The organism is Sphaerisporangium sp. NPDC051011, assembly GCF_040653595.1.
Lineage (GTDB): Bacteria > Actinomycetota > Actinomycetes > Streptosporangiales > Streptosporangiaceae > Sphaerisporangium.
Map to the genome: position 1 here is coordinate 259,749 of NZ_JBFAGG010000008.1, position 16,751 is coordinate 276,499.

The 16,751-nt window shown below is 68.8% G+C and carries 26 protein-coding genes and 1 pseudogene; 22 read left to right on the forward strand and 5 right to left on the reverse strand.

The genetic code is table 11. The features are described 5' to 3' along the window. Positions 1 to 256: 256 nt before the first annotated feature. Positions 257 to 622 (forward strand): annotated as a pseudogene (locus tag AB0H21_RS20475) (DUF296 domain-containing protein); the annotation flags it as partial. On the opposite strand, the gene AB0H21_RS20480 reads toward AB0H21_RS20475, so the two are convergent. Further along, positions 612 to 1,238, reverse strand: coding sequence for an amino acid transporter (locus AB0H21_RS20480; RefSeq protein ID WP_358518600.1), 627 nt, complete (start codon positions 1,236 to 1,238; stop codon positions 612 to 614). The pseudogene AB0H21_RS20475 and the gene AB0H21_RS20480 sit on opposite strands and share 11 nt — an antisense overlap. Before the next feature lie 84 nt (positions 1,239 to 1,322). Between AB0H21_RS20480 and AB0H21_RS20485 the strand changes: the two genes are divergently transcribed. Next, the gene (locus AB0H21_RS20485; protein WP_358518603.1) at positions 1,323 to 1,583 is read left to right on the forward strand and encodes a hypothetical protein; all 261 of its coding nucleotides are present in this window, start codon (positions 1,323 to 1,325) and stop codon (positions 1,581 to 1,583) included. A 126-nt stretch (positions 1,584 to 1,709) separates the two neighbouring features. Here the strand turns inward: AB0H21_RS20485 and AB0H21_RS20490 are convergent, their stop codons facing one another. After that, positions 1,710 to 2,126 (reverse strand): hypothetical protein, encoded by a 417-nt coding sequence (locus AB0H21_RS20490; protein WP_358518606.1) that lies wholly within the window; start codon positions 2,124 to 2,126, stop codon positions 1,710 to 1,712. Positions 2,127 to 2,688: 562 nt separating this feature from the next. Between AB0H21_RS20490 and AB0H21_RS20495 the strand changes: the two genes are divergently transcribed. Both AB0H21_RS20495 and AB0H21_RS20500 read left to right on the forward strand, forming a co-directional pair. Then, on the forward strand, positions 2,689 to 2,925 hold the full coding sequence (locus tag AB0H21_RS20495; protein WP_358518609.1) for a tyrosine-type recombinase/integrase: 237 nt from the start codon (positions 2,689 to 2,691) through the stop codon (positions 2,923 to 2,925). 7 nt (positions 2,926 to 2,932) lie between these two features. Continuing rightward, entirely contained in the window at positions 2,933 to 3,649 is a 717-nt protein-coding gene (locus AB0H21_RS20500) for a hypothetical protein (protein WP_358518612.1), read from the forward strand. A 215-nt stretch (positions 3,650 to 3,864) separates the two neighbouring features. On the opposite strand, the gene AB0H21_RS20505 is transcribed toward AB0H21_RS20500, so the two are convergent. The 3 genes from AB0H21_RS20505 to AB0H21_RS20515 all read right to left on the reverse strand — a co-directional run bounded on the left by AB0H21_RS20505 (position 3,865) and on the right by AB0H21_RS20515 (position 6,335). Beyond that, positions 3,865 to 5,334, reverse strand: coding sequence for a site-specific integrase (locus tag AB0H21_RS20505; RefSeq protein ID WP_358518615.1), 1,470 nt, complete (start codon positions 5,332 to 5,334; stop codon positions 3,865 to 3,867). Continuing rightward, complete coding sequence (locus AB0H21_RS20510) at positions 5,261 to 5,689, reverse strand: hypothetical protein (protein WP_358518617.1); 429 nt, start codon at positions 5,687 to 5,689, stop codon at positions 5,261 to 5,263. Before AB0H21_RS20510 ends, AB0H21_RS20505 begins: the two co-directional genes overlap by 74 nt. A 94-nt stretch (positions 5,690 to 5,783) precedes the next feature. Further along, positions 5,784 to 6,335: a hypothetical protein gene (locus AB0H21_RS20515; protein ID WP_358518619.1), complete on the reverse strand. Its 552-nt coding sequence runs from the start codon at positions 6,333 to 6,335 to the stop codon at positions 5,784 to 5,786. Positions 6,336 to 6,519: 184 nt separating this feature from the next. Between AB0H21_RS20515 and AB0H21_RS20520 the strand changes: the two genes are divergently transcribed. The 18 genes from AB0H21_RS20520 (at position 6,520) to AB0H21_RS20605 (ending at position 16,713) form a co-directional block, all read left to right on the forward strand. Then, positions 6,520 to 6,840 (forward strand): hypothetical protein, encoded by a 321-nt coding sequence (locus AB0H21_RS20520; protein WP_358518622.1) that lies wholly within the window; start codon positions 6,520 to 6,522, stop codon positions 6,838 to 6,840. Between the two features lie 76 nt (positions 6,841 to 6,916). Beyond that, entirely contained in the window at positions 6,917 to 7,093 is a 177-nt protein-coding gene (locus AB0H21_RS20525) for a hypothetical protein (protein WP_358518625.1), read from the forward strand. A 209-nt stretch (positions 7,094 to 7,302) separates the two neighbouring features. Further along, complete coding sequence (locus tag AB0H21_RS20530) at positions 7,303 to 8,175, forward strand: PD-(D/E)XK nuclease-like domain-containing protein (protein WP_358518628.1); 873 nt, start codon at positions 7,303 to 7,305, stop codon at positions 8,173 to 8,175. Continuing rightward, entirely contained in the window at positions 8,172 to 9,833 is a 1,662-nt protein-coding gene (locus AB0H21_RS20535) for a hypothetical protein (RefSeq protein WP_358518630.1), read from the forward strand. The genes AB0H21_RS20530 and AB0H21_RS20535 overlap by 4 nt, the downstream gene beginning before the upstream one ends. Positions 9,834 to 9,930: 97 nt before the next feature. Further along, positions 9,931 to 10,473, forward strand: a complete 543-nt coding sequence (locus AB0H21_RS20540; RefSeq protein ID WP_358518633.1) for a hypothetical protein — start codon at positions 9,931 to 9,933, stop codon at positions 10,471 to 10,473. Positions 10,474 to 10,627: 154 nt separating this feature from the next. Beyond that, positions 10,628 to 11,068, forward strand: a complete 441-nt coding sequence (locus AB0H21_RS20545; protein WP_358518634.1) for a hypothetical protein — start codon at positions 10,628 to 10,630, stop codon at positions 11,066 to 11,068. Continuing rightward, positions 11,065 to 11,520, forward strand: a complete 456-nt coding sequence (locus AB0H21_RS20550; protein WP_358518636.1) for a hypothetical protein — start codon at positions 11,065 to 11,067, stop codon at positions 11,518 to 11,520. The genes AB0H21_RS20545 and AB0H21_RS20550 overlap by 4 nt, the downstream gene beginning before the upstream one ends. Continuing rightward, a complete protein-coding gene (locus AB0H21_RS20555; protein ID WP_358518638.1) occupies positions 11,517 to 11,855 on the forward strand; it encodes a hypothetical protein in 339 nt (112 codons plus the stop codon). Before AB0H21_RS20550 ends, AB0H21_RS20555 begins: the two co-directional genes overlap by 4 nt. Then, positions 11,852 to 12,256, forward strand: coding sequence for a hypothetical protein (locus AB0H21_RS20560; protein WP_358518641.1), 405 nt, complete (start codon positions 11,852 to 11,854; stop codon positions 12,254 to 12,256). The genes AB0H21_RS20555 and AB0H21_RS20560 overlap by 4 nt, the downstream gene beginning before the upstream one ends. Continuing rightward, positions 12,253 to 12,429 (forward strand): hypothetical protein, encoded by a 177-nt coding sequence (locus AB0H21_RS20565; RefSeq protein WP_358518643.1) that lies wholly within the window; start codon positions 12,253 to 12,255, stop codon positions 12,427 to 12,429. The genes AB0H21_RS20560 and AB0H21_RS20565 overlap by 4 nt, the downstream gene beginning before the upstream one ends. Before the next feature lie 68 nt (positions 12,430 to 12,497). Continuing rightward, the gene (locus AB0H21_RS20570) at positions 12,498 to 13,106 is read left to right on the forward strand and encodes a hypothetical protein (protein WP_358518645.1); all 609 of its coding nucleotides are present in this window, start codon (positions 12,498 to 12,500) and stop codon (positions 13,104 to 13,106) included. Then, positions 13,106 to 13,297, forward strand: coding sequence for a hypothetical protein (locus AB0H21_RS20575; protein WP_358518648.1), 192 nt, complete (start codon positions 13,106 to 13,108; stop codon positions 13,295 to 13,297). Before AB0H21_RS20570 ends, AB0H21_RS20575 begins: the two co-directional genes overlap by 1 nt. Beyond that, complete coding sequence (locus AB0H21_RS20580; protein WP_358518651.1) at positions 13,294 to 13,533, forward strand: hypothetical protein; 240 nt, start codon at positions 13,294 to 13,296, stop codon at positions 13,531 to 13,533. The genes AB0H21_RS20575 and AB0H21_RS20580 overlap by 4 nt, the downstream gene beginning before the upstream one ends. Then, positions 13,526 to 14,638, forward strand: coding sequence for a hypothetical protein (locus AB0H21_RS20585; RefSeq protein ID WP_358518653.1), 1,113 nt, complete (start codon positions 13,526 to 13,528; stop codon positions 14,636 to 14,638). Before AB0H21_RS20580 ends, AB0H21_RS20585 begins: the two co-directional genes overlap by 8 nt. Before the next feature lie 155 nt (positions 14,639 to 14,793). Beyond that, positions 14,794 to 14,979 (forward strand): hypothetical protein, encoded by a 186-nt coding sequence (locus tag AB0H21_RS20590; protein ID WP_358518655.1) that lies wholly within the window; start codon positions 14,794 to 14,796, stop codon positions 14,977 to 14,979. A gap of 17 nt (positions 14,980 to 14,996) precedes the next feature. Beyond that, positions 14,997 to 16,112, forward strand: a complete 1,116-nt coding sequence (locus AB0H21_RS20595; protein WP_358518657.1) for a hypothetical protein — start codon at positions 14,997 to 14,999, stop codon at positions 16,110 to 16,112. Beyond that, positions 16,112 to 16,420, forward strand: coding sequence for a hypothetical protein (locus tag AB0H21_RS20600; RefSeq protein WP_358518659.1), 309 nt, complete (start codon positions 16,112 to 16,114; stop codon positions 16,418 to 16,420). The genes AB0H21_RS20595 and AB0H21_RS20600 overlap by 1 nt, the downstream gene beginning before the upstream one ends. Then, on the forward strand, positions 16,417 to 16,713 hold the full coding sequence (locus tag AB0H21_RS20605) for a hypothetical protein (protein ID WP_358518662.1): 297 nt from the start codon (positions 16,417 to 16,419) through the stop codon (positions 16,711 to 16,713). The genes AB0H21_RS20600 and AB0H21_RS20605 overlap by 4 nt, the downstream gene beginning before the upstream one ends. Positions 16,714 to 16,751: the final 38 nt, after the last annotated feature.

The following is a 16,751-nucleotide window of genomic DNA, read 5'->3' on the forward strand; positions in this document are numbered from 1 at the left end:
ACGGCCGATGACTGGCCTACCCTCGCGGCCTCACCACGTAAACGCCGCCCTCCACCCAGCCACACCGTGCGGCCATTTCCTCGATGGCGGTCGCCGCGGCGACGATCAGGTGCCCGGTGGTTTACGCCTTCACCCGCGCCGACCTCGCTGCGGGCCTTCCGCGCCAGTGAACTGATCCCCGGCCGGGGCGTTCGGCGTCACCTTCGAGCTCGGCGAGGACTTCTTCGATTCCCTCGCCGAGTTCTGCAAGGACAACGACGTCCGGCAGGGCTACATCCCCATGTTCATCGGCGCGATCTCCGAAGCCGAGATCGTCGGCACCTGCGACGGCCTGACCCACCCCGAACAACCACTCTGGGACCGCACCCGCGTTGAGTTCGTCGAGGCCCTCGGCGGAGGCACCCTCGCCCGCGACCCGGCCACCGGCCTGGTCCTCCCGCACATCCATCTCGCCGCCAGCCTCAAGGGCGACAACTCCGACGGCACAAGCCACCTGCTCAGCGCCCGCGTGCAGTTCCTCAGTGAACTCCTGATCGTGGAGGTCACCGAGCCCGCCATGACCAGGCCGCGCGACCCCCAGCTATACGACGTGCCGCTCCTTACTTTCGGTCCTACGCCTTGAGCCTGTCCAACCAGGCGTGGCCGGGCAGTACCAGCCCCAGGGCACTGGCGAGCCAAGCTCGCTGGCCGACATCAAGGAGGGGAACCACCCGCTCGAAGTCGATCTCGTCCTTCGCACGCACGTTCTCCGCCTTGTAGAAGAGCTGCACCTCGGGACTCAGGTACGGAATGCCGGTCGAGGTCACCCGGCCGAGCTGTGCGAGGCGGCGCCGGACACGGGCGTCCCGACGCGAGACCCACTCGTCAGTGTCGGCCTCGTCCAGCATGAGCTGGACCGACCACGGCTCGTCCGGTGCGCGGCAGCACCACACGTCGTGCACCTGGCCCGGAAGATCCTCGCCCTCCGGCCAGGCACGCAGCGTCCCGGCCCCGGGCGGATCGGCCAGGAAGAGATCCCACCTGTCGAAGTGACGGCGAATCCGGGCCTGGTCGCGGCGAAGGACCAGCACGTCGAGATCGCTGTGCTCGCGGTACGTCTCACCAACCGCCAGCTCGATCGCGTAGCCGCCCGCGATCCACCAAGGAAAGTCCGCCCCGGCCAGCAGCTCGGCGGCCTCCTGCGGCGAGAGCGGAGCCCATGGCCCCCGCGCGAGAACAGTCGCGTTCGTGTTGATCACAGCCCCCATCCTGGCACCCCCTGCGGGCAGCCGAGCGACCTGGCGACGCATGAACACGCGTGGGGGATTCCGGCATGCGCTGCGATGTCAGCACGACTGACGCTACCGAAGCCTGCGGAACCTCTCGCGGAGGAGGAAGCAAGTGCAGGTGCCCACATCGATCCCCAGATTCAGCGCTGGGCCCCCACCGGCCGGGCAGCGGTCAAGGCGCTGGCCGCCGCGATCAGGACGCTCGGCCCGGTGGATCTCGTCCTCGCCGGCCGCAGTTCGGTGGACGGCGGTGCCAGCGCGGTCTGCGTCATGGTCGCGGCCCTGCTGGGCCTGCCGTTGGCCAGGCTCCTATAAGGTCACACCGCTCCAGTGAGTGCACACGAGCACCTCCCGACAAGGCCGACAGATCCCGTCAAAGACCCGAAGTCAGTCAGAGGTTGGGGCAGACCGGCCGGGAGGTGCTCATCTACATCATCTCTGTCAGGTGTCGTAGTGCCAGGGCGTGCAGAAGCTGCTCCCGTTGAAGCGGACGCATGCCCGCATCCAGTTGTGGTAATTATTCAGATCGTTTGAGAACTTGGAATTGAAGGGACCGCACTGCGACCAGGTCGTTCCGCCGTCGTATGAACGGTCGACCCACGTCTGGTCTCCAGACTGGTAACCACTCCGGAAGGCGCTGAAGGAGTGGTCGCTGAACCGCTGATTGACAAGCGCGAACGTCACCGTTCGGCCGCCCGCGCTGACTGTCCTCGTCTCGATGTCGTGATCAGCAATTCCGTTTCCGGGCCAGCTCCCGCAGTTCGTGTCGGCCGCGGCGGGCGACGCGGTGAAAGCGAGCGCGGGAAGAGCGAGCGACGCGGCGGCGATGACCGCAGCGGTCCGTCGGGTAATCGACATTCGTACCCTCCATTTCCTGTCGTGTTCTGTCGTCGGTTCGTGTGTGAACAAAACTCGACGTGGGCCGTGCCGAAAGAAGTCCCCTTGGGTGGTGCTGCCGTAGGCGGGGTCGATAACCATTCCGATGGCCGACGAGCAAATGTCGGACCCAGGTCTCGCTGATCGGCGGTGCCCAGCTTGGCAAGCTTGTCGGCTCCCAGCAACGCCTCACGCCTGATTCTGGACTACTGGGATGAAACATGGCTCGTGACCAGCGAGGATGAGTTGTCCCGGGACGTATTCCACCGCTCGCTGCGACACACGCAAGCAGGTCTTGGCCTGCTCACGGCCGATGCACACCCCCAGGAGTTCGTCGCGCCTCCGGTCTCACCTGGTGATGGCTGAACGATCGCGGGCCACGGGCCAACGTTGTTCGCCGGACTATCGAAGCATGTCGACTTGAAGCTCGTGAGCCGACTGGAGTTCGGCTCGGGGGCGGTGGCGATGCGGTACGAGCCGAGAAGCTAGCCATCGGGCTTGCAAGCCCGAGCCGGACGCATCATGGAGCCCTGGTTCGCGGCTCTTGCGAGGCGGTGATCCGGCGGTAGAACCGCTGCCGTACGCACGCCTCCATGACCTCCGGCGCATTCACGCAACCACCCTGCTCTTGGTCGGCGTCTCCGTCCACGTGGTGGCGGCCAGACTGGGCCACGCGGACCCGGCGATCACGCTTCGTGTCTACGCTCACGTGATCCGCTCGGCGGAAACGGCTGTGGCAGACGTCTTCACGAAAGCCTTGGGCGAGGGCGAAGGATCATGATAGATGTTTGGCCATCAGCGATCCGCATAGCGATGAGATGGGATACGCGTTGGGCCAGCAGTTATGGGCGGAGAGCATCAAGGCGATTCCCAGCCTGGTAGTTGCCCTATTGACTCTGGCTGTCGGCTGGGTCGTAGGCAACCGGCTGACCGCCAAATGGGATGAACGTAAGAAGCGCCGAGAGCTGGATCTACAAGCTCTCGGCGCTTTTTATGCCGCCTACGGCAAGTTCACCGCTATCTGGAGGCTGTGGGATGGTGGTCGGTCTGAGCCGCCCAGCGGAGAAGACTTTAGGCGGGAAGTCCTCGAACAGGCTGCGAGAGTTGAGGGCGAACTGGAGTCGCTACTCGTGCGGATCACCGCCGAACGCACTCTGTCCGATCGCGACTGCACCCTCTTGGGATGCTTCCGGCAAGGATTCCAGTCCCTGCGTAGGTCGATCACAGCCGAGAGGCGCCTGCGCTCACGCATCCGTCATCCGAGGACGCATCAGTTGGTCGAGATCTGGTGGGATAGCTCGGATTCTCCGCCCTATCTCGCATTCAAGGCGCTCTCAGGGCACGTCGCTGATCTCCTATCGAAAGACCTGGCTCCGGCGGCCAAGCCGCTAGCCTCCTTCGAGGCTCTCGCCAAGATCACGGCCAATGGCTGGGAACGCACATGGGTAGACGAGACTTTCAGAGCCCTGCAGTTGCAGAGCCCAAGCTGGCCGCCTCCCGCTTAGGCAGTTAGCAAAGCCCCTTGCGATCATCGCAAGGGGCCTCTGAGCTGGAGCCGCCTAAGGGAATCGAACCCTTGACCTACGCATTACGAGATTTCGGGATGCGTTGTTCGAGGTTCGCATGTGCTTGCACACCTTACCTGTGACCTGCGGTTATGCGATTTGATCTTGCATAGCGTTGCACCCGATTGCACCGTCTCCCCTGTCAGCGATTCCTGTCACGAGCCCGCGCCCCAGAGCGCCTCACCGAGCTTCTGCATGGCGTCCACCTGGAGCGTGCTCGCCACGTGCTGATAGGTGTCCCGCGTGAAGCTCGAGCTGCTGTGCCCGAGGATCTCTTGCACGACCCTGACGTCCACTCCGAGCGCCATGAGCAATGTCGCCGCGAAGTGGCGCGCGTCGTGCGGCCGGTAGTGCGGCAGCCCGAGCTCGTCCAGCATGTCCGTCCACTCCTGCCAGTCCTGGCGCGGGTCGACGGGCATTCCGTCCGGCTGAGCGAAGACCAGGGCGCCCAGGTCGAACGGCTTCCTGCAGTCCGGGCACACCACCTCGCGCGGCCGCTGCCGGCGCGTGCATTGCTCCTTGTCGTGGCCCCACCCGGCCCAGGTGTCCCGGCGCCGCATCCGCTCCTCCAGCTGCCACTTGCGGTGCGCCACCAGCATCTCGGCGAGCGGCCGGGGAATGTGCACCTCGCGCAGCGAGGTCTCGGTCTTCGGTCGCTTGAGCACCAGACCGCCGCCGCGGCGCTGCGGGCAGGAGACCGCGTGCCGAGTGCACCGCGGCTCGCAGAACGTGGGGCACTTGCCGTCGTCGTGCTGGGTGCAGTTCTTCGGGCATCGCCGGACGCAGACGTGCCGGCGGCCGGACGGCCGGGCCGCTTTCGGGCACCCGGCCGCGGGGCACGGGTACCTATGTAACCGTGCCCCGCAGGCGTGCGGGTCTGCGCAGCCGTGCTCCCAGGTGTGACGCTGGATTTCCCACGCGACCTTGACCGAGGCCCGGTCCAGGTCGGTGACGTTGATGAGCGGCCACAGCATCCCGAGCCCCTCGCCCTGGCGCAGCCCGAGGGAAAGCGCAACCGGCCAGCGTGCACGGTTTCGCCGTGTGCGGGCCGCGGTCAGGATCTGCGCTGCCTCGGGTACCTCAGGAGGAAGAATGTCGGGGCGCGTTGGCCGGTGCATTTCGATGTTGTCGCAGGGATTGCGCTTGAGCTTCGTCGTGTGACGCCGCTGCACGGCGATTTTCAGCGCGCGGGACAGGATGCGGTGCGTCATGAGGATGGACGATTCTGCGTAGCCCCCGCGCCGCATATCTGCGTACATGGCCTCGATGGGCTCCTCTGTGAGCTCGTCAAGGCGAATGTGCCCGAGAACGGGCCTGATGTGGTTCTTGATCTTGCTCTTGTACCCGGCTTTCGTCTTCGGTTCGACCTTGGCGATGTCGTTGAGCCACTTATCTATCCACGCCTCGACGGTGGGCGCGCGGCCCGGCTCGGGGATGTAACCCTCCGCCCGGTCGGCCTCGAATTGTTGCCGCTTCTCCAGTACCTCGTCGGGATCCTTGCCGTACAGGTACTTGCGCAGCGGCTTGCCGTTTCTCCAGCCGAGATGGATCTCAGTGGTCCAGCGGCCATCGGCGCGCTGGTAAATGCTTCCCTCGCCGTGCTGGCGCCGGTTTGTCTTCGCCATGACGTGGCACCTCCGTGCCGCTATCTCCTAATCGGTTCGGTAATTTCGGGGCCTGTCTCGCCTTGCGCAGGGTCGCCTGCAGGTCGGCACGGCGGATGCCGAGGTCCAGAAGTCCGTTTTGACGCAGTCCGAGTCCGTAGCTCTCAGCCACGGCCAATACGCTTCGGCGGTCCGCCCCGACGGCGAGCGCGACGCAGATGCCGGCGCTGAGAGCCACCGTGGCGATGAGGATGTACGCCAGGATGAGCTCGCCGTCCAATATCCAGTCGGCGCCGATCGCGGTGATGGTGAGTACCGCGTGTACGCCGTTGGCTGCGATGACCGTTCGCCCCGTGGGTAAGCGGGTGTCCCGCATGTCGCCCCTCGTGTCTCGTGCGTAACGTTTTGTAGAAAAGTCACAATACGCACCCTTGACACGCAAGTTGCAACGCCCGTTTTTAAAATGTGACCTAATTTTGGTCCGTTCCAACCTCCCTGATGGTGGCGCGCAGGATCAGGGCGAACTGCTGGCGCCGGACGGCGACGTCGCTGTGAATGGTCTGGAGGAACGTCGTACGGAGTTCCGCCTTCTCGCGGGCGGTGAGGATGGGGTTTTCGTCGATCTCCTGGAGCGCCTGCTCGATCGCCTGCTGCACCTCCGCCGGCGTCGCATCCGCGTCGCCGGCGGATGAGGCCGCCTCCCGTTCCTCTTCTCGCTCTTGTTGCAGAGCCGCCTCTTCTTGCTGCAGGGTCGCCCGATGGATGCGGGCGGCGTCAGCTCGATCGACGCGGTCGAGATCTTCCGGGGTTATGTTCAGCAGCTTTGCGATCTTCGCCAGGAGAGCGGGCCTGGCCCGCGTGGGCCGCCCGGCCGCGTCGAACCCCTTTTCGATTTCCCTCCAGCGTTTGCCGCTGATGGGGATGGCCCGGGCTGCCACCTCGGGGGACATCGGCGGGATGGCTTCACGGCGGCGATCTTCGATCAGCTTGGCTTCGAGGGGTCGCTCCAGCTTGGTCTCCATCGCGTCCTCAGCCTCCCTCGCAAGGTCTATGGACGTGCGGACTTTGGCCGAAGGTAGCACATGCTTGCACACCTTACAGAGGGATCTGCCTCACCTTTACAGAAGTTCCCGCACCTTCATCAAAGGTGTGGCAACTTCCTAGAACTTCTTGCACCTTCTTGCACGTTCTACTAAGTTTTCAGCCATGGGTACCACCGTTGAGGAAACCGTCGAAGAGGGCGTCGAGGTCGTCGTCAAAGAGGTCGACCCGATCTTCGTGAAGGTCGGCGGCGCGGCCACGCTGCTGGCCATCAGCCAGCGCCAGGCCTACAACCTGTGCTACTCGGGCGACCTGAAGTCCACGATGCTCAAAGGCTCACGCGTCGTCTACTACGACTCCGTCTTGAAGTACGCCGCCACCCTCAGCCCCGAGGACAGGGGCACTGAGCCGAACGGCGGCACCACTGGAAACGCCGCTCCAAGGGCGACGCGCAAGAAGCGCACTTCCAGGCCCCTGGCTCGCTGAACCCTCCCCTGACACATTTCGCCGCCCGTGACGGCTGTCCGGGCGTGCCCAACTCCCCCTGAAACGCGAGGTCTCCATGCTCAGCACCGACCAGCGGATCGACATCTACCTGCAGCAGAACGGCGGCGGCTCCCGCCTGACCCCGCGGCAGTACCGCCGCATCTTCCACAAGGAGAACGGCCAGAAGCTGGAGGCCCTCGGCGCCCGGCAGGCCAAGGCCGACCACACCACCAAGCACAGGGCCCGCAAGTAGCGCGGCCGCTGACCCGCACAAAAAGAGCGGGCCGACCGGATGCCCCCGGCCGAACCCGCATCCCCCGCTCACCCCTCCGAGAAGACAGCAGAGAGCAGAGGCATGACCAACCGTACCGAGTTCACCGTCAACGTGCAGCGAGACGTTCTCATCACCAGCACCGCGGCCATCCGCAACCTGCCCGCAGCCGAGCCCGGAAGCGAGTCCCTGTGACCGCCGTCGCAGAAGCGGCGCCCGCCGTCATCCAGCCAGGGGTCTACGACATCCCCGCCGAGGTGTACCACGCCGATCCCGTGCCGGGCCGTTCCTTGTCCTCGTCCGGCGCGCGGAAGTTGCTGGCGCCGTCGTGCCCGGCTCTGTTCCGCTACGAGCAGCTCAACCCGCCGCCCGCGAAGAAGGTCTTCGAGGTGGGTACGGCCGCTCACAAGCTGGTGCTCGGCGTCGGTCCCGACCTGGTCAGGATCGACGCCGAGGAGTGGCGGTCCAACGCCGTCAAGGCCGAGGTCGCGGCGGTGCGCGCAGCGGGCAAGGTGCCGCTCAAGCCGTCCGAGTACGAGCAGGTTCACGGCATGGCGGCCGCGATCCGCCGGCACCCCTGGGCTGGTCCGCTGCTCTCGCCGGAGCGTGGCGCAGCCGAGCAGACACTGCTCTGGCAGGACGCGGCGTCGGGCGTGTGGAGGCGGGCGCTCGTCGACCACCTGCCGTACCCGGTGCCGTGGCGGCGCATGGTGGTCGCGGACTACAAGACCACCACCTCGGCAGCGACGGAGGCCGTGCGGAAGGCCGTGTTCAACTACGGCTACCACTGCCAGGCGGCCTGGTATCTCGACGGAGTCGAAGAGGTCGGCCTGGCCGAGAGCCCGGTGATGGTCTTCGTCTTCCAGGAGAAGACCGCGCCGTACCTGATCAACGTCGTGCAGCTCGACGCCGACGCCATCCGGATCGGACGCGAGCGCAACAGGCGAGCGATCAACCTCTACCGCGAATGCGTCGAGGCCGACTCATGGCCGGACTACGGCCACCAGATTTCGCAGATCAGCACGCCGCGGTGGGCGGCCGGGGATTCCGAGGTGGGCATATGAGCGAGCTGCAGCGTGCCGGCGGGTTCACGCTGCCGGTGCCGTCCCGTGTGGGTCAGGCTGCGGTGGTCGAGCAGTCCCGGGCCGTCGGTGAGGTCTACACGGCGATGGTCGCGGCCCGCGAGAACCCGCGCAACATCGACCGCGCCGTCGCTGAGATGGAGTACTCCTGCAAGCAACTGGGGTTGGCGGAGCGCGCCTTCTACTCCTACTCGCGTAGTGGCGAGGCGGTCACCGGCCCGTCGATTCATCTGGCTCGCGAGCTGGCCCGCTGCTGGGGCAACGTCCATCACGGGCTGCACGAGCTGCGCCGCGATGACGAGGCCCATCTGAGCGAGATGCAGGCGTTCGCGTGGGACGTGGAAAAAAACTTGCGGGTCGCCCACACGTTCATCGTCCCGCACAAGAGCGACGAGATCGACGGGATCGATGGACCGAAGGTCCTGACCGACCTGCGGGACATCTACGAGAACAACACGGGCAACGGCGCGCGCCGCGTACGTCAGGCGATCTTTGCCGTCCTCCCGCCGTGGTACGTCGAGCGGGCCAAGGAGCTGTGCGAGCAGACCCTCGCGGCCGGGCGGCCGGACGTCACGCCCGAGCAGCGCGCGGCCGACGTGATCAACGATTTCGCTGGTGGCGGTGTCACGCAGGAGCAGCTGGAGCAGAAGCTCGGTAAGCCCGTGGCCGAGTGGAGCCTGTTCGACGTCGCCCAGTTGGAGGTGCTGTACCGGAGTCTGCGCCGCCGCGAGATCACGCGGGACAAGGTTTTCCCACCAGCAGAGAAGCCGGTCACCTTTGAGGAAATCGGTGTCAGTCCTTCGGCTCCCGATGCGCAGGCCAAGGAGCCGCCCTCGGTTCCCCCGCCTGCGCCGACCGCCGGAGCGGCCGCTTCCGGAGAGGAGCCGCGGTCGGGGGCCGAGGAGCCACCGACCACTGGCGAGGCCGAACCGCCGACCGCTGGGGAGCCTGAGCCACCGGCCACCGGCGAGCCCGAGCCACCGGCCGTAGAGGAGCCGGGGTCGGGGACCGAGGAGCCACCGGCCGCAGGCGAGGCCAAACCAGCCACCGCAGGCGAGGCCGAGCCACCGCCCACTGGGGAGGCCGAACCGCCGACCGCTGGGGAGCCGGAGCCACCGGCCACCGGCGAGCCCGAGCCACCGGCCGTAGAGGAGTTGTTGGCCGACCGCAGGCAGTTGCGCAAGTTGAACGCCCGTTTCACCAGGGCGGGGATCGCCGTGCACACCGGCAGGGGATCCGTCGCGCGGAACGAGCAGGCCCGGTTGGCGTGGCTCGCCGAGGAGATGCACATCCAGGTCACGTCGACCAAGCAGCTGACCGCGGCCCAGGCCACGCGCGCCATCGACGCGCTGCGTGAGGCCAAGGCCGACGCCGCTCGCAGCCGCGCCGCCACGGAACGGCGCATCGCACAGCTGTTCGACGGTCTCGACACGTCCTTGTCGGCCGAGGACCAGCTGCGGGACCTGTCGGGGCTGCTCGGCAAGACCGTCATGGGTCCCAAGGACATCACCGACGAAGAGCAGAAGAAGATCGTCGAGCTGCTCGTCACCTGCGAGGGCCAGGTGACGGCATGGGACGCGGAGGTGGACGCCGCTGAGGCCCGCCGCCAGCAGCCGCCCGGCAGCGGCCACCCGGAGTAGCAGACGGTCGAGGGCTGACGTGAAGCCCTACACACCAAGCCCCATGCCCGGCCATCCCCGGGCGCGGGGACCTCACCCCCAGCAAGAGGAGAGCCAAGTGCAGGACCGGCCTATCGAAGCCCACACCGACGACGTGAACCTCTTCGACGACGTGGAGTTCTCCAACGCGACCATCGATCACCTCGTCAAGTGCATGGAATTCGCCGATGAGCAGGCGAACGAACTCGCCGGGCGCAGCGGCAAGGAGCGCGAGGAGGCGGCCAAGCACCAGCAGGAGGCCGCCAGGCTCAACGAGGAGGCGTTCAAGGCCAGGCGCGACGCCGACCAGTGGCGGATGCTGATCGCCTTCGCGCGGGCGCGACAGCAGGACAGTGCGCAGGCCCGGGCCCGGGCCCTGGCGGCGAGGTCGTCGGCCCCGGATTCGGAGCAGGCAGCGGCGCAGGACGAGCCCGTGGTGGTGGCTGCCCCGGAGCCGACGCCGCCGAACGGCCGTCCGATGGTCGGCCCGCCGCCGTACCGGCTGGGCGACACCACGGTGATGCCGCCGGTGCCCGGCGCCGCCGATCTCGCGACGCAGCTGTACCGGGACCTCGCCACCGGGCCGCACCTCAACGGGGCCACCAACGGGACGCGCGGATGAGGGGCACCGGCCTGGGTTTCACGGGCGCCAGCATCCTGATCGCCGCCGTTGTCGCCGTCCTCTATCTCGCCTCTCGGCTTGCGCTGGCGGACCGCACCGTCCCCTCGCCGGCCCCGGTCCCGCCGGTGGTGGTTGTGACGGACGGCGGACGCTGATGGCCACGGTCAGCGAAGCAAAGGCGATCAACAGGCTGCTGCGGTACGTCCTGCTGAGCCCCGGCCCCGTCACCAGCAGCGAGGCGCTGCGGGGCGCCGAGCTCCTCACCATGCGGGCCCGCCGCGCGCTCGGCGGCGCCGGTCCCACCGTGCAGGAGGTCCGGGAGCGCTGGCCCCTGGTGGAGCTCGCCCGCGAGGACGTCCAGGTGGCCACCTGCCGCCTGTGCGGGTGCACCGAGGGAGCGGCCTGCGAGGGCGGCTGTGTCTGGGTGCCGAACCTGTTCGGCGTGGACCTGTGCAGCGCCTGCGTCGAGCAGGTCCGGGTGCTGATCGGCGAACTCGACGCCGCTGCCGAGGCCTCCAGCGACGGCGCGCCGCCCTTCTCGTGCGTGTGCTCGGAGTTCGGTGTCTGCCCGATGCACGCGGAGGCACCCGTATGAGCGTCATCAGCCAGGAGAAGGGCATCGAGCACGGCACACCGGCGGGCTACAAGAGGCACATCCGCCGGAACGAAGAGCCGTGCGAACCCTGCGCGAAAGCCAAGCGCGACTACAACGCGGAGAAACAGAGGCAGCGCCGCGCCGAGCTCGCCGCTCGCGAGGCGCAGCTGCGGCGCGACCACATCGAGCGTCAGCGGCACCAGCTCGGCGCGCCCGGAGACCCTGTCTACCGGGACGGCACGCTCCCCGGCGAGGACCTGGTGCTCGGGGACGTGATCGTCCACCTCGGCCGCCACTACCGCATCGACAAGTTCACGCCCTACACCGGCAGCCTGAAAAGCCAGCTCGGCGCGGAGGCGCGGATCGCGTGGAGCGGCACGTGGAGCATGGCGATCGGCCCGCGGGCCGCGATCCCCGTCCTGCCGCGCACGCAGACCGGTGAACCACGGTGACGCGCCTGCGGCACCTCGCCGACGCCCAGGACGTCATCACCCCGGTCCTGCACCTGGAGCAGGACCGGGAGACGACCACGCTCATCCTCGGCGTGGCCTGCATCGCCGTAGGCGTCATCGTCGCGGTGGTCGCCGGCGCGTGGGATTCCGCGCGCCGGCGGCGCCGCCCCCGGCGCAAGCACAGGACGCCCACGGTCAGGGCGTCGCCTCCCGGCGTGCCCGTACCCGAGTGCCAGGAGCACCCCGAGGTCGGCCCTCCCCTATCTCCCGAGGAGCAGGCCGTTTTCGACGCCACCGTCGCCCATCTGCGGGAGGAGCAATGGAGGATCCTGTGAGCCGCCCGTCGCCGATCCGCGCCCTGCTGTCCAGGGCCCTCGCCGTGCGGGCGCTCATCCTGATGACCGGTGAGCGCGACCTGGCGCGGCAGCAGCGCGACGCGGCGCAGGCCACCAATCGCGATCTCCGCGCAGCTCTGGCCAGGCGCGACGGTGACCTCGCCGATCTGCGCGACCGGAACAGCGAGCAGGCGGCACGCCATGATCGCCTGCTCGACGACCTGGCCACGCTGCGGGCCCAGGAGAAGGACGGTCGGCTCAACGCGGCCGAGGTCGTCGACGGGCTCGGGGAGCTGATGATGTCGGCCCGCGCTCGCCAGGAGCTCCACCTCGCCGACGGCTACCTGCCGGTCGAGGCATTGGACGACATCCACACCCGTATCGAGGAAGGAGGACTATGAGGGCCGTACTGGTGCTGGCGATCTTCATCGGTCTGGCGGTCGCCGCCGCGCGGTGGGGACGGAGCCGATGGCGGGCCGGTGATGTAGACGGCGCGCTGGTGGCGGCGGCGCTGTCGGCCGGGGCGATGTTCATCGCGATCGCCGCTGGCGCCCTGGCGGTGGCGCTGTCATGAACACGCAACCCCCGGGTCGTCGGCGCCTACCGGATGCGGCTTCTCCTCGAGGTGGAGGCGGCTGCCTCATGAGGACTTTGCCTCCGCCTGGCCGGGTGCTCGGCCTTCTGCGTGGCCGCCGGACCGTGATGGAGGCGGCCCGGCTCACCGGCTGGCCGGAGCGCTCTGTACGCACGCTGGCCACCCGGCAGCCGGGTTGGCTGATCGGTGCTGACGGGCGAGTGAGCATCCACAGCGAGAAGACCGCTTCGACTCCGAAGGTCAGCCCGGACGGCGACGCACGGCCTGGCCCGATCCTGCACGCCGCGGTCGACGCTCGGCGCCGCCGCCTCGACCTGACGTGGAAGGACGTCGCCGATCAGGTCGGCGTCAGCGCAGAGAGCCTGCGCCTGCTGGCCACGGACCGCGCGACGCTACGGACCAGGGTCCTCGTGGAGGACTGGCTGGCCTCATCGCAGAGCGCCGCCCCGCCCAAGCCGGCCGAGGAGCTCTACCGAGACGTCCAGGACAGGAAGGATGCGCTGCGCCTCACCTGGCCGCAGGTCGCGCCGCGCCTTCACACCAACGTGATGAGCCTGCGCAACATGCGCACCGGCCGGCTGCACCGCGTGCTGCGCGAGCAGGTCGAGACCTGGCTCGACGAGACCGCCCCGGACCGGACGGGGGCGATCGCCTGATGCACCTCATCGCGCCGGCGCGGCGGGCCTTCGCCTACGGCCACATCCCCGACGGCGACAGCCGTACCCGGTGCGGCGAGGACACCACCGACCCGGCCGAGCTGTGGCAACCCGGCCCGCCCGGCCTGGCGGGCCGTGTCTGCCCGGCCTGCTCCACGCCCAACACCATCGAGGAGTCGCAGCTTCTATGACCGACAAGACCGGCTTCGAGATCCCGGCGGCCGACGGCAACCCGTCGGCGACGCAGTTCTACAGCCCCGGAAGTGTCTACGCGATCACCCCCACCACGCCGGAGACGGCGCTGGCCGTCGCGCGGCTGTCCCGCCCGGCGCCGGTCAGCCGGTGGGAGGTCGCCGCCCTCACCGCCCCGCCCCCGCCCGGCGACGACGACCAGGACGACGAGGACGACGAGGACGACCATGTTTGACGACCACGAGGCCATATCCAGCTTCGAGGCGGCCGACGTCCCCGCGCTGCGCCGGGATCTGCTGGGCTGGCTCGGCGACGGCCGCGGCTACCGTTTCCACGCCACCATGAGTCACGACGCCGGAACCCTCATGGGCCGACCTGAGCTCAACGGCGATCCGCGCATGATGGCCGCCTACGCCGAGATGCTTGTCGAGCAGGAGACCCGCACGCTGCGGTCCGCGGAGCTGTACTACGTCACCCCCGAGATGGCGGCGATCGTCAGGGCGGCCGCCGAGTCGATGCCCGCCTTCCCGCCCACCGCCGGCGATTTCCCGTCCCCTGCGGGGTTCGTCGTCTTCGGTGCGCCGATGGTCGAGTACGACCGCCCCGACCACGGCGGTCCGGTCTGGGTGGACGGCCGCCTGGCCCTCGACGAGACCCACGACCACATCGGGATCAGCGCCGCCACGTGGGGACCTTACGACTCGAACGGCGGCTGGAAGTCGGGCGGTGTGTGGATGAGCTTCTACCGCGCCCGCGCCGAATGGCTCGCCAAGGCCCGGGACGAGCGGTTCCGGAAGCACGTCCTCACCGACCATGTGCGCTTGATCCCCGACAACGAGTACGGCATCAAGTACGAGACCGACCCTGCGCGACGGGCCGCTCTGGAGGCCGATCTCAAGGCCAAGGACCAGCCCGCCTACACCTCGTACTGGGCCAAGCACCTGCTCGCGGCGTTGCTGCTCATGCGTCAGCCGCTGGTCTATCAGCGGACCGAACCGATCCGGCGAGGCCTTCGCCGACAGCTGGAGCGGTCCGGGCTTCCGACGGGGGACATCCGGATCCTGGACGCGCGGCCGCGCCGGTATAACACCGTGCCACGCGACCAGGAAGCGGACGTCCGGCCCGAGGACGGCGACCAGGCGGGCGAGGAGACCGGCCGGAGGCTCACGGTCAGGTTCCCCGTGCGCGGGTTCTGGCGCCAGCAGTGGTACCCGAGCAGAGGCGTGCACCGCCCGAAGTGGATCGACCCGCACTGGCGCGGACCGGAGGACGGCGAAATTGTCCACCCCGAACGTGTCCGCGTCCTGCGGCAACACCCGGCGGAGGTCAGCCGTGGTTGATGTCTTGGGGCTCGTGCACCTCGGCTACCGCCTGCCCGTCCCCCGGCGCCCCGCCAGCACCCGGACGCCACGGCGCTCGCGGTGACCGATGACCTGACGTCCGCGGCCCCCGATCCGGGGGCGGGGCCGCGGACGTCATCGCCATGCACGCAGCCATGGACACCCGCCGGCGCCAGCTCGGCTGGCCCTGGTGGCGCGTCTGCGTCGCCACCGACCTGTCCATGAACACGATCAAGCAGATGCGCCGGGGCATGGCCAGCGAGCGCACCCGGGCCAGCGCCGCGGCATGGCTGGACGGCCGACATACCGCCCCGCCCCGCCACTCGCAGGCCTTCGAGTAGACAGGACATCAACAGTCATGCAACCGCCGCATGGCGTGGCCATCGACGACGCCGAGGCCCCGGGGTGGGTCCGCGCGTACCTGAGCGCCCAACAGCTCAAGCTCACCAGGGCCCTCCAGTGGATCCTGGTGCTCTACAGGATGGGCAGGGCCAAGGCCCTGGAGTCCTCCCGTATCGACGTCGCCCAGCGCCTCCACATCCACATGGAGGGCCGCGAGCGCAAGGAGTGGGATCCCTCCGAGGCCTCGCTGGCCGCCGACCTCAACCTGAGCGTCACCACGGTCGGGGACTCCCTCGACGACCTGGAGGCGAGCGGCTGGATTCTGGTCCGCCGCCGCCACAAGCGCCCGAGCGTCTACCGGCTGGCCTGGCCCCAGACCGACCCGCTCGCCGAGCCGAAGGAGGAGTCCCCGAAGTGCGGGCAGCCGACCAGGAAGGGCGGGATCTGCACGCGCAAGCCGGGCCGCGGCACCGCGCACCCCGGGGTCGGGCCGTGCATCCTGCACGGCGGCACCCCCCGGCTTGAACCCCAACCGCTGGAGCAGGCTCCGGCCGCTTCTGCTCCAGCCGCTGGAGCGGTGAACCCCAACCGCTGGAGCGGTGAACCCCAACCGCTGGAGCAAGGACCCCCAGCGGTTGGGGACACGTACGTTCGGTCCGTTCGTGGTTCGTTAGATGAGTCGTTCCCCCCGGTTCTCGCCGTAGGCGAGCTGCAGGACCGTAACGCGCGAGCGTCCGCGACGGCGCCTACGGCGCAACCGGTGGACTTCCTCGCTCGCAAGATCCTCGCAAGCACCCGGCGGTACGCGGCCGCGCCCCGCTGGGTCCGGCGACATCTCGCCGACCTCATCGGCGCCGCCCTGTCCGCCGGCTTCGGCGCCGAGGCGGTCACCCGGTACGTCCGGATGGTCATCGACGAGCACCGCTACCCCGAGCACCAGCACATCCCCGAGGCCCGGGCCGCGCTTGGACGTCTCGGGCGCGACGTCGCCCAGGGCGACGCCTGCCTCCAGCACGGGATCCCCGAGTGCTGGTGCACCGACCGGCCGTGGACCGCGAAAGACCAGGCCGACTTCGAGGCCGGGCTCGCCTACCTCGGCGCCACGCTGGACGACCTCGCCAAGGAGGCGTGATGGACCTCGCCAAGGAGCTGCGGGAACTGCAGGCCGAATACGACCAGGCCACCCGCGAGCACGCCGACAAGCGCGCGACCTTCGAGAGCACCTCCAAGGCCTACGACGCGCGCCGCCGGTACGCGCCGAGCGGCGCCGAGACCGCCTCGGCGCGCGCCGCGTGGGCCCTGGCCGGTCAGGAGTGGCTCGCGGCGCTGATCGCCCGCGAGACGCTGCGCGACCGCGTGCGCTCCGAGCGCCGCACCGTCGACGAGGACGCGAACAACCGCCTGCTCACGCCCACCAGGCCCAGCAGGCCGGGCCCATGACCGGGCGCGCGGTCCTGCTCGTCGACCGGACCACGCTGCCGGTCTGGGACGCGGTCGAGCAGCGCCGCCTGGCCCGCCGGGCCCGGCGGCACCGGCACCGCTGCCGGGAGTGCCGCCGGCGGATCACCGACGCGCTGTCGCTGCGGCTCGGCCTCGGCTCCGGCTGCCGCCGCAAGCTCGGCATCACCGGCCGGCGACTGCAGATCTCCCGCACGATCCGAGTCCGCGACCCGGGCCACGTCACCGGCCAGCTCGTCCTCCCCGACGACCTCACCCCCTGGATTACCGGATGATCCCATGTCTGATGTCCGTGATCATGAGAGGAGCGCAC

Coding starts and splice junctions, on each gene's coding strand:
- AB0H21_RS20485 (WP_358518603.1), top strand. CDS start 1,323: ATGTCAGCACGACTGACGCTACCGAAGCCTGCGGAACCTCTCGCGGAG.
- AB0H21_RS20490 (WP_358518606.1), bottom strand. CDS start 2,126: ATGTCGATTACCCGACGGACCGCTGCGGTCATCGCCGCCGCGTCGCTC.
- AB0H21_RS20505 (WP_358518615.1), bottom strand. CDS start 5,334: ATGGCGAAGACAAACCGGCGCCAGCACGGCGAGGGAAGCATTTACCAG.
- AB0H21_RS20510 (WP_358518617.1), bottom strand. CDS start 5,689: ATGCGGGACACCCGCTTACCCACGGGGCGAACGGTCATCGCAGCCAAC.
- AB0H21_RS20515 (WP_358518619.1), bottom strand. CDS start 6,335: ATGGAGACCAAGCTGGAGCGACCCCTCGAAGCCAAGCTGATCGAAGAT.
- AB0H21_RS20520 (WP_358518622.1), top strand. CDS start 6,520: ATGGGTACCACCGTTGAGGAAACCGTCGAAGAGGGCGTCGAGGTCGTC.
- AB0H21_RS20525 (WP_358518625.1), top strand. CDS start 6,917: ATGCTCAGCACCGACCAGCGGATCGACATCTACCTGCAGCAGAACGGC.
- AB0H21_RS20535 (WP_358518630.1), top strand. CDS start 8,172: ATGAGCGAGCTGCAGCGTGCCGGCGGGTTCACGCTGCCGGTGCCGTCC.
- AB0H21_RS20545 (WP_358518634.1), top strand. CDS start 10,628: ATGGCCACGGTCAGCGAAGCAAAGGCGATCAACAGGCTGCTGCGGTAC.
- AB0H21_RS20550 (WP_358518636.1), top strand. CDS start 11,065: ATGAGCGTCATCAGCCAGGAGAAGGGCATCGAGCACGGCACACCGGCG.
- AB0H21_RS20565 (WP_358518643.1), top strand. CDS start 12,253: ATGAGGGCCGTACTGGTGCTGGCGATCTTCATCGGTCTGGCGGTCGCC.
- AB0H21_RS20570 (WP_358518645.1), top strand. CDS start 12,498: ATGAGGACTTTGCCTCCGCCTGGCCGGGTGCTCGGCCTTCTGCGTGGC.
- AB0H21_RS20575 (WP_358518648.1), top strand. CDS start 13,106: ATGCACCTCATCGCGCCGGCGCGGCGGGCCTTCGCCTACGGCCACATC.
- AB0H21_RS20580 (WP_358518651.1), top strand. CDS start 13,294: ATGACCGACAAGACCGGCTTCGAGATCCCGGCGGCCGACGGCAACCCG.
- AB0H21_RS20585 (WP_358518653.1), top strand. CDS start 13,526: ATGTTTGACGACCACGAGGCCATATCCAGCTTCGAGGCGGCCGACGTC.
- AB0H21_RS20590 (WP_358518655.1), top strand. CDS start 14,794: ATGGACACCCGCCGGCGCCAGCTCGGCTGGCCCTGGTGGCGCGTCTGC.
- AB0H21_RS20595 (WP_358518657.1), top strand. CDS start 14,997: ATGCAACCGCCGCATGGCGTGGCCATCGACGACGCCGAGGCCCCGGGG.
- AB0H21_RS20600 (WP_358518659.1), top strand. CDS start 16,112: ATGGACCTCGCCAAGGAGCTGCGGGAACTGCAGGCCGAATACGACCAG.
- AB0H21_RS20605 (WP_358518662.1), top strand. CDS start 16,417: ATGACCGGGCGCGCGGTCCTGCTCGTCGACCGGACCACGCTGCCGGTC.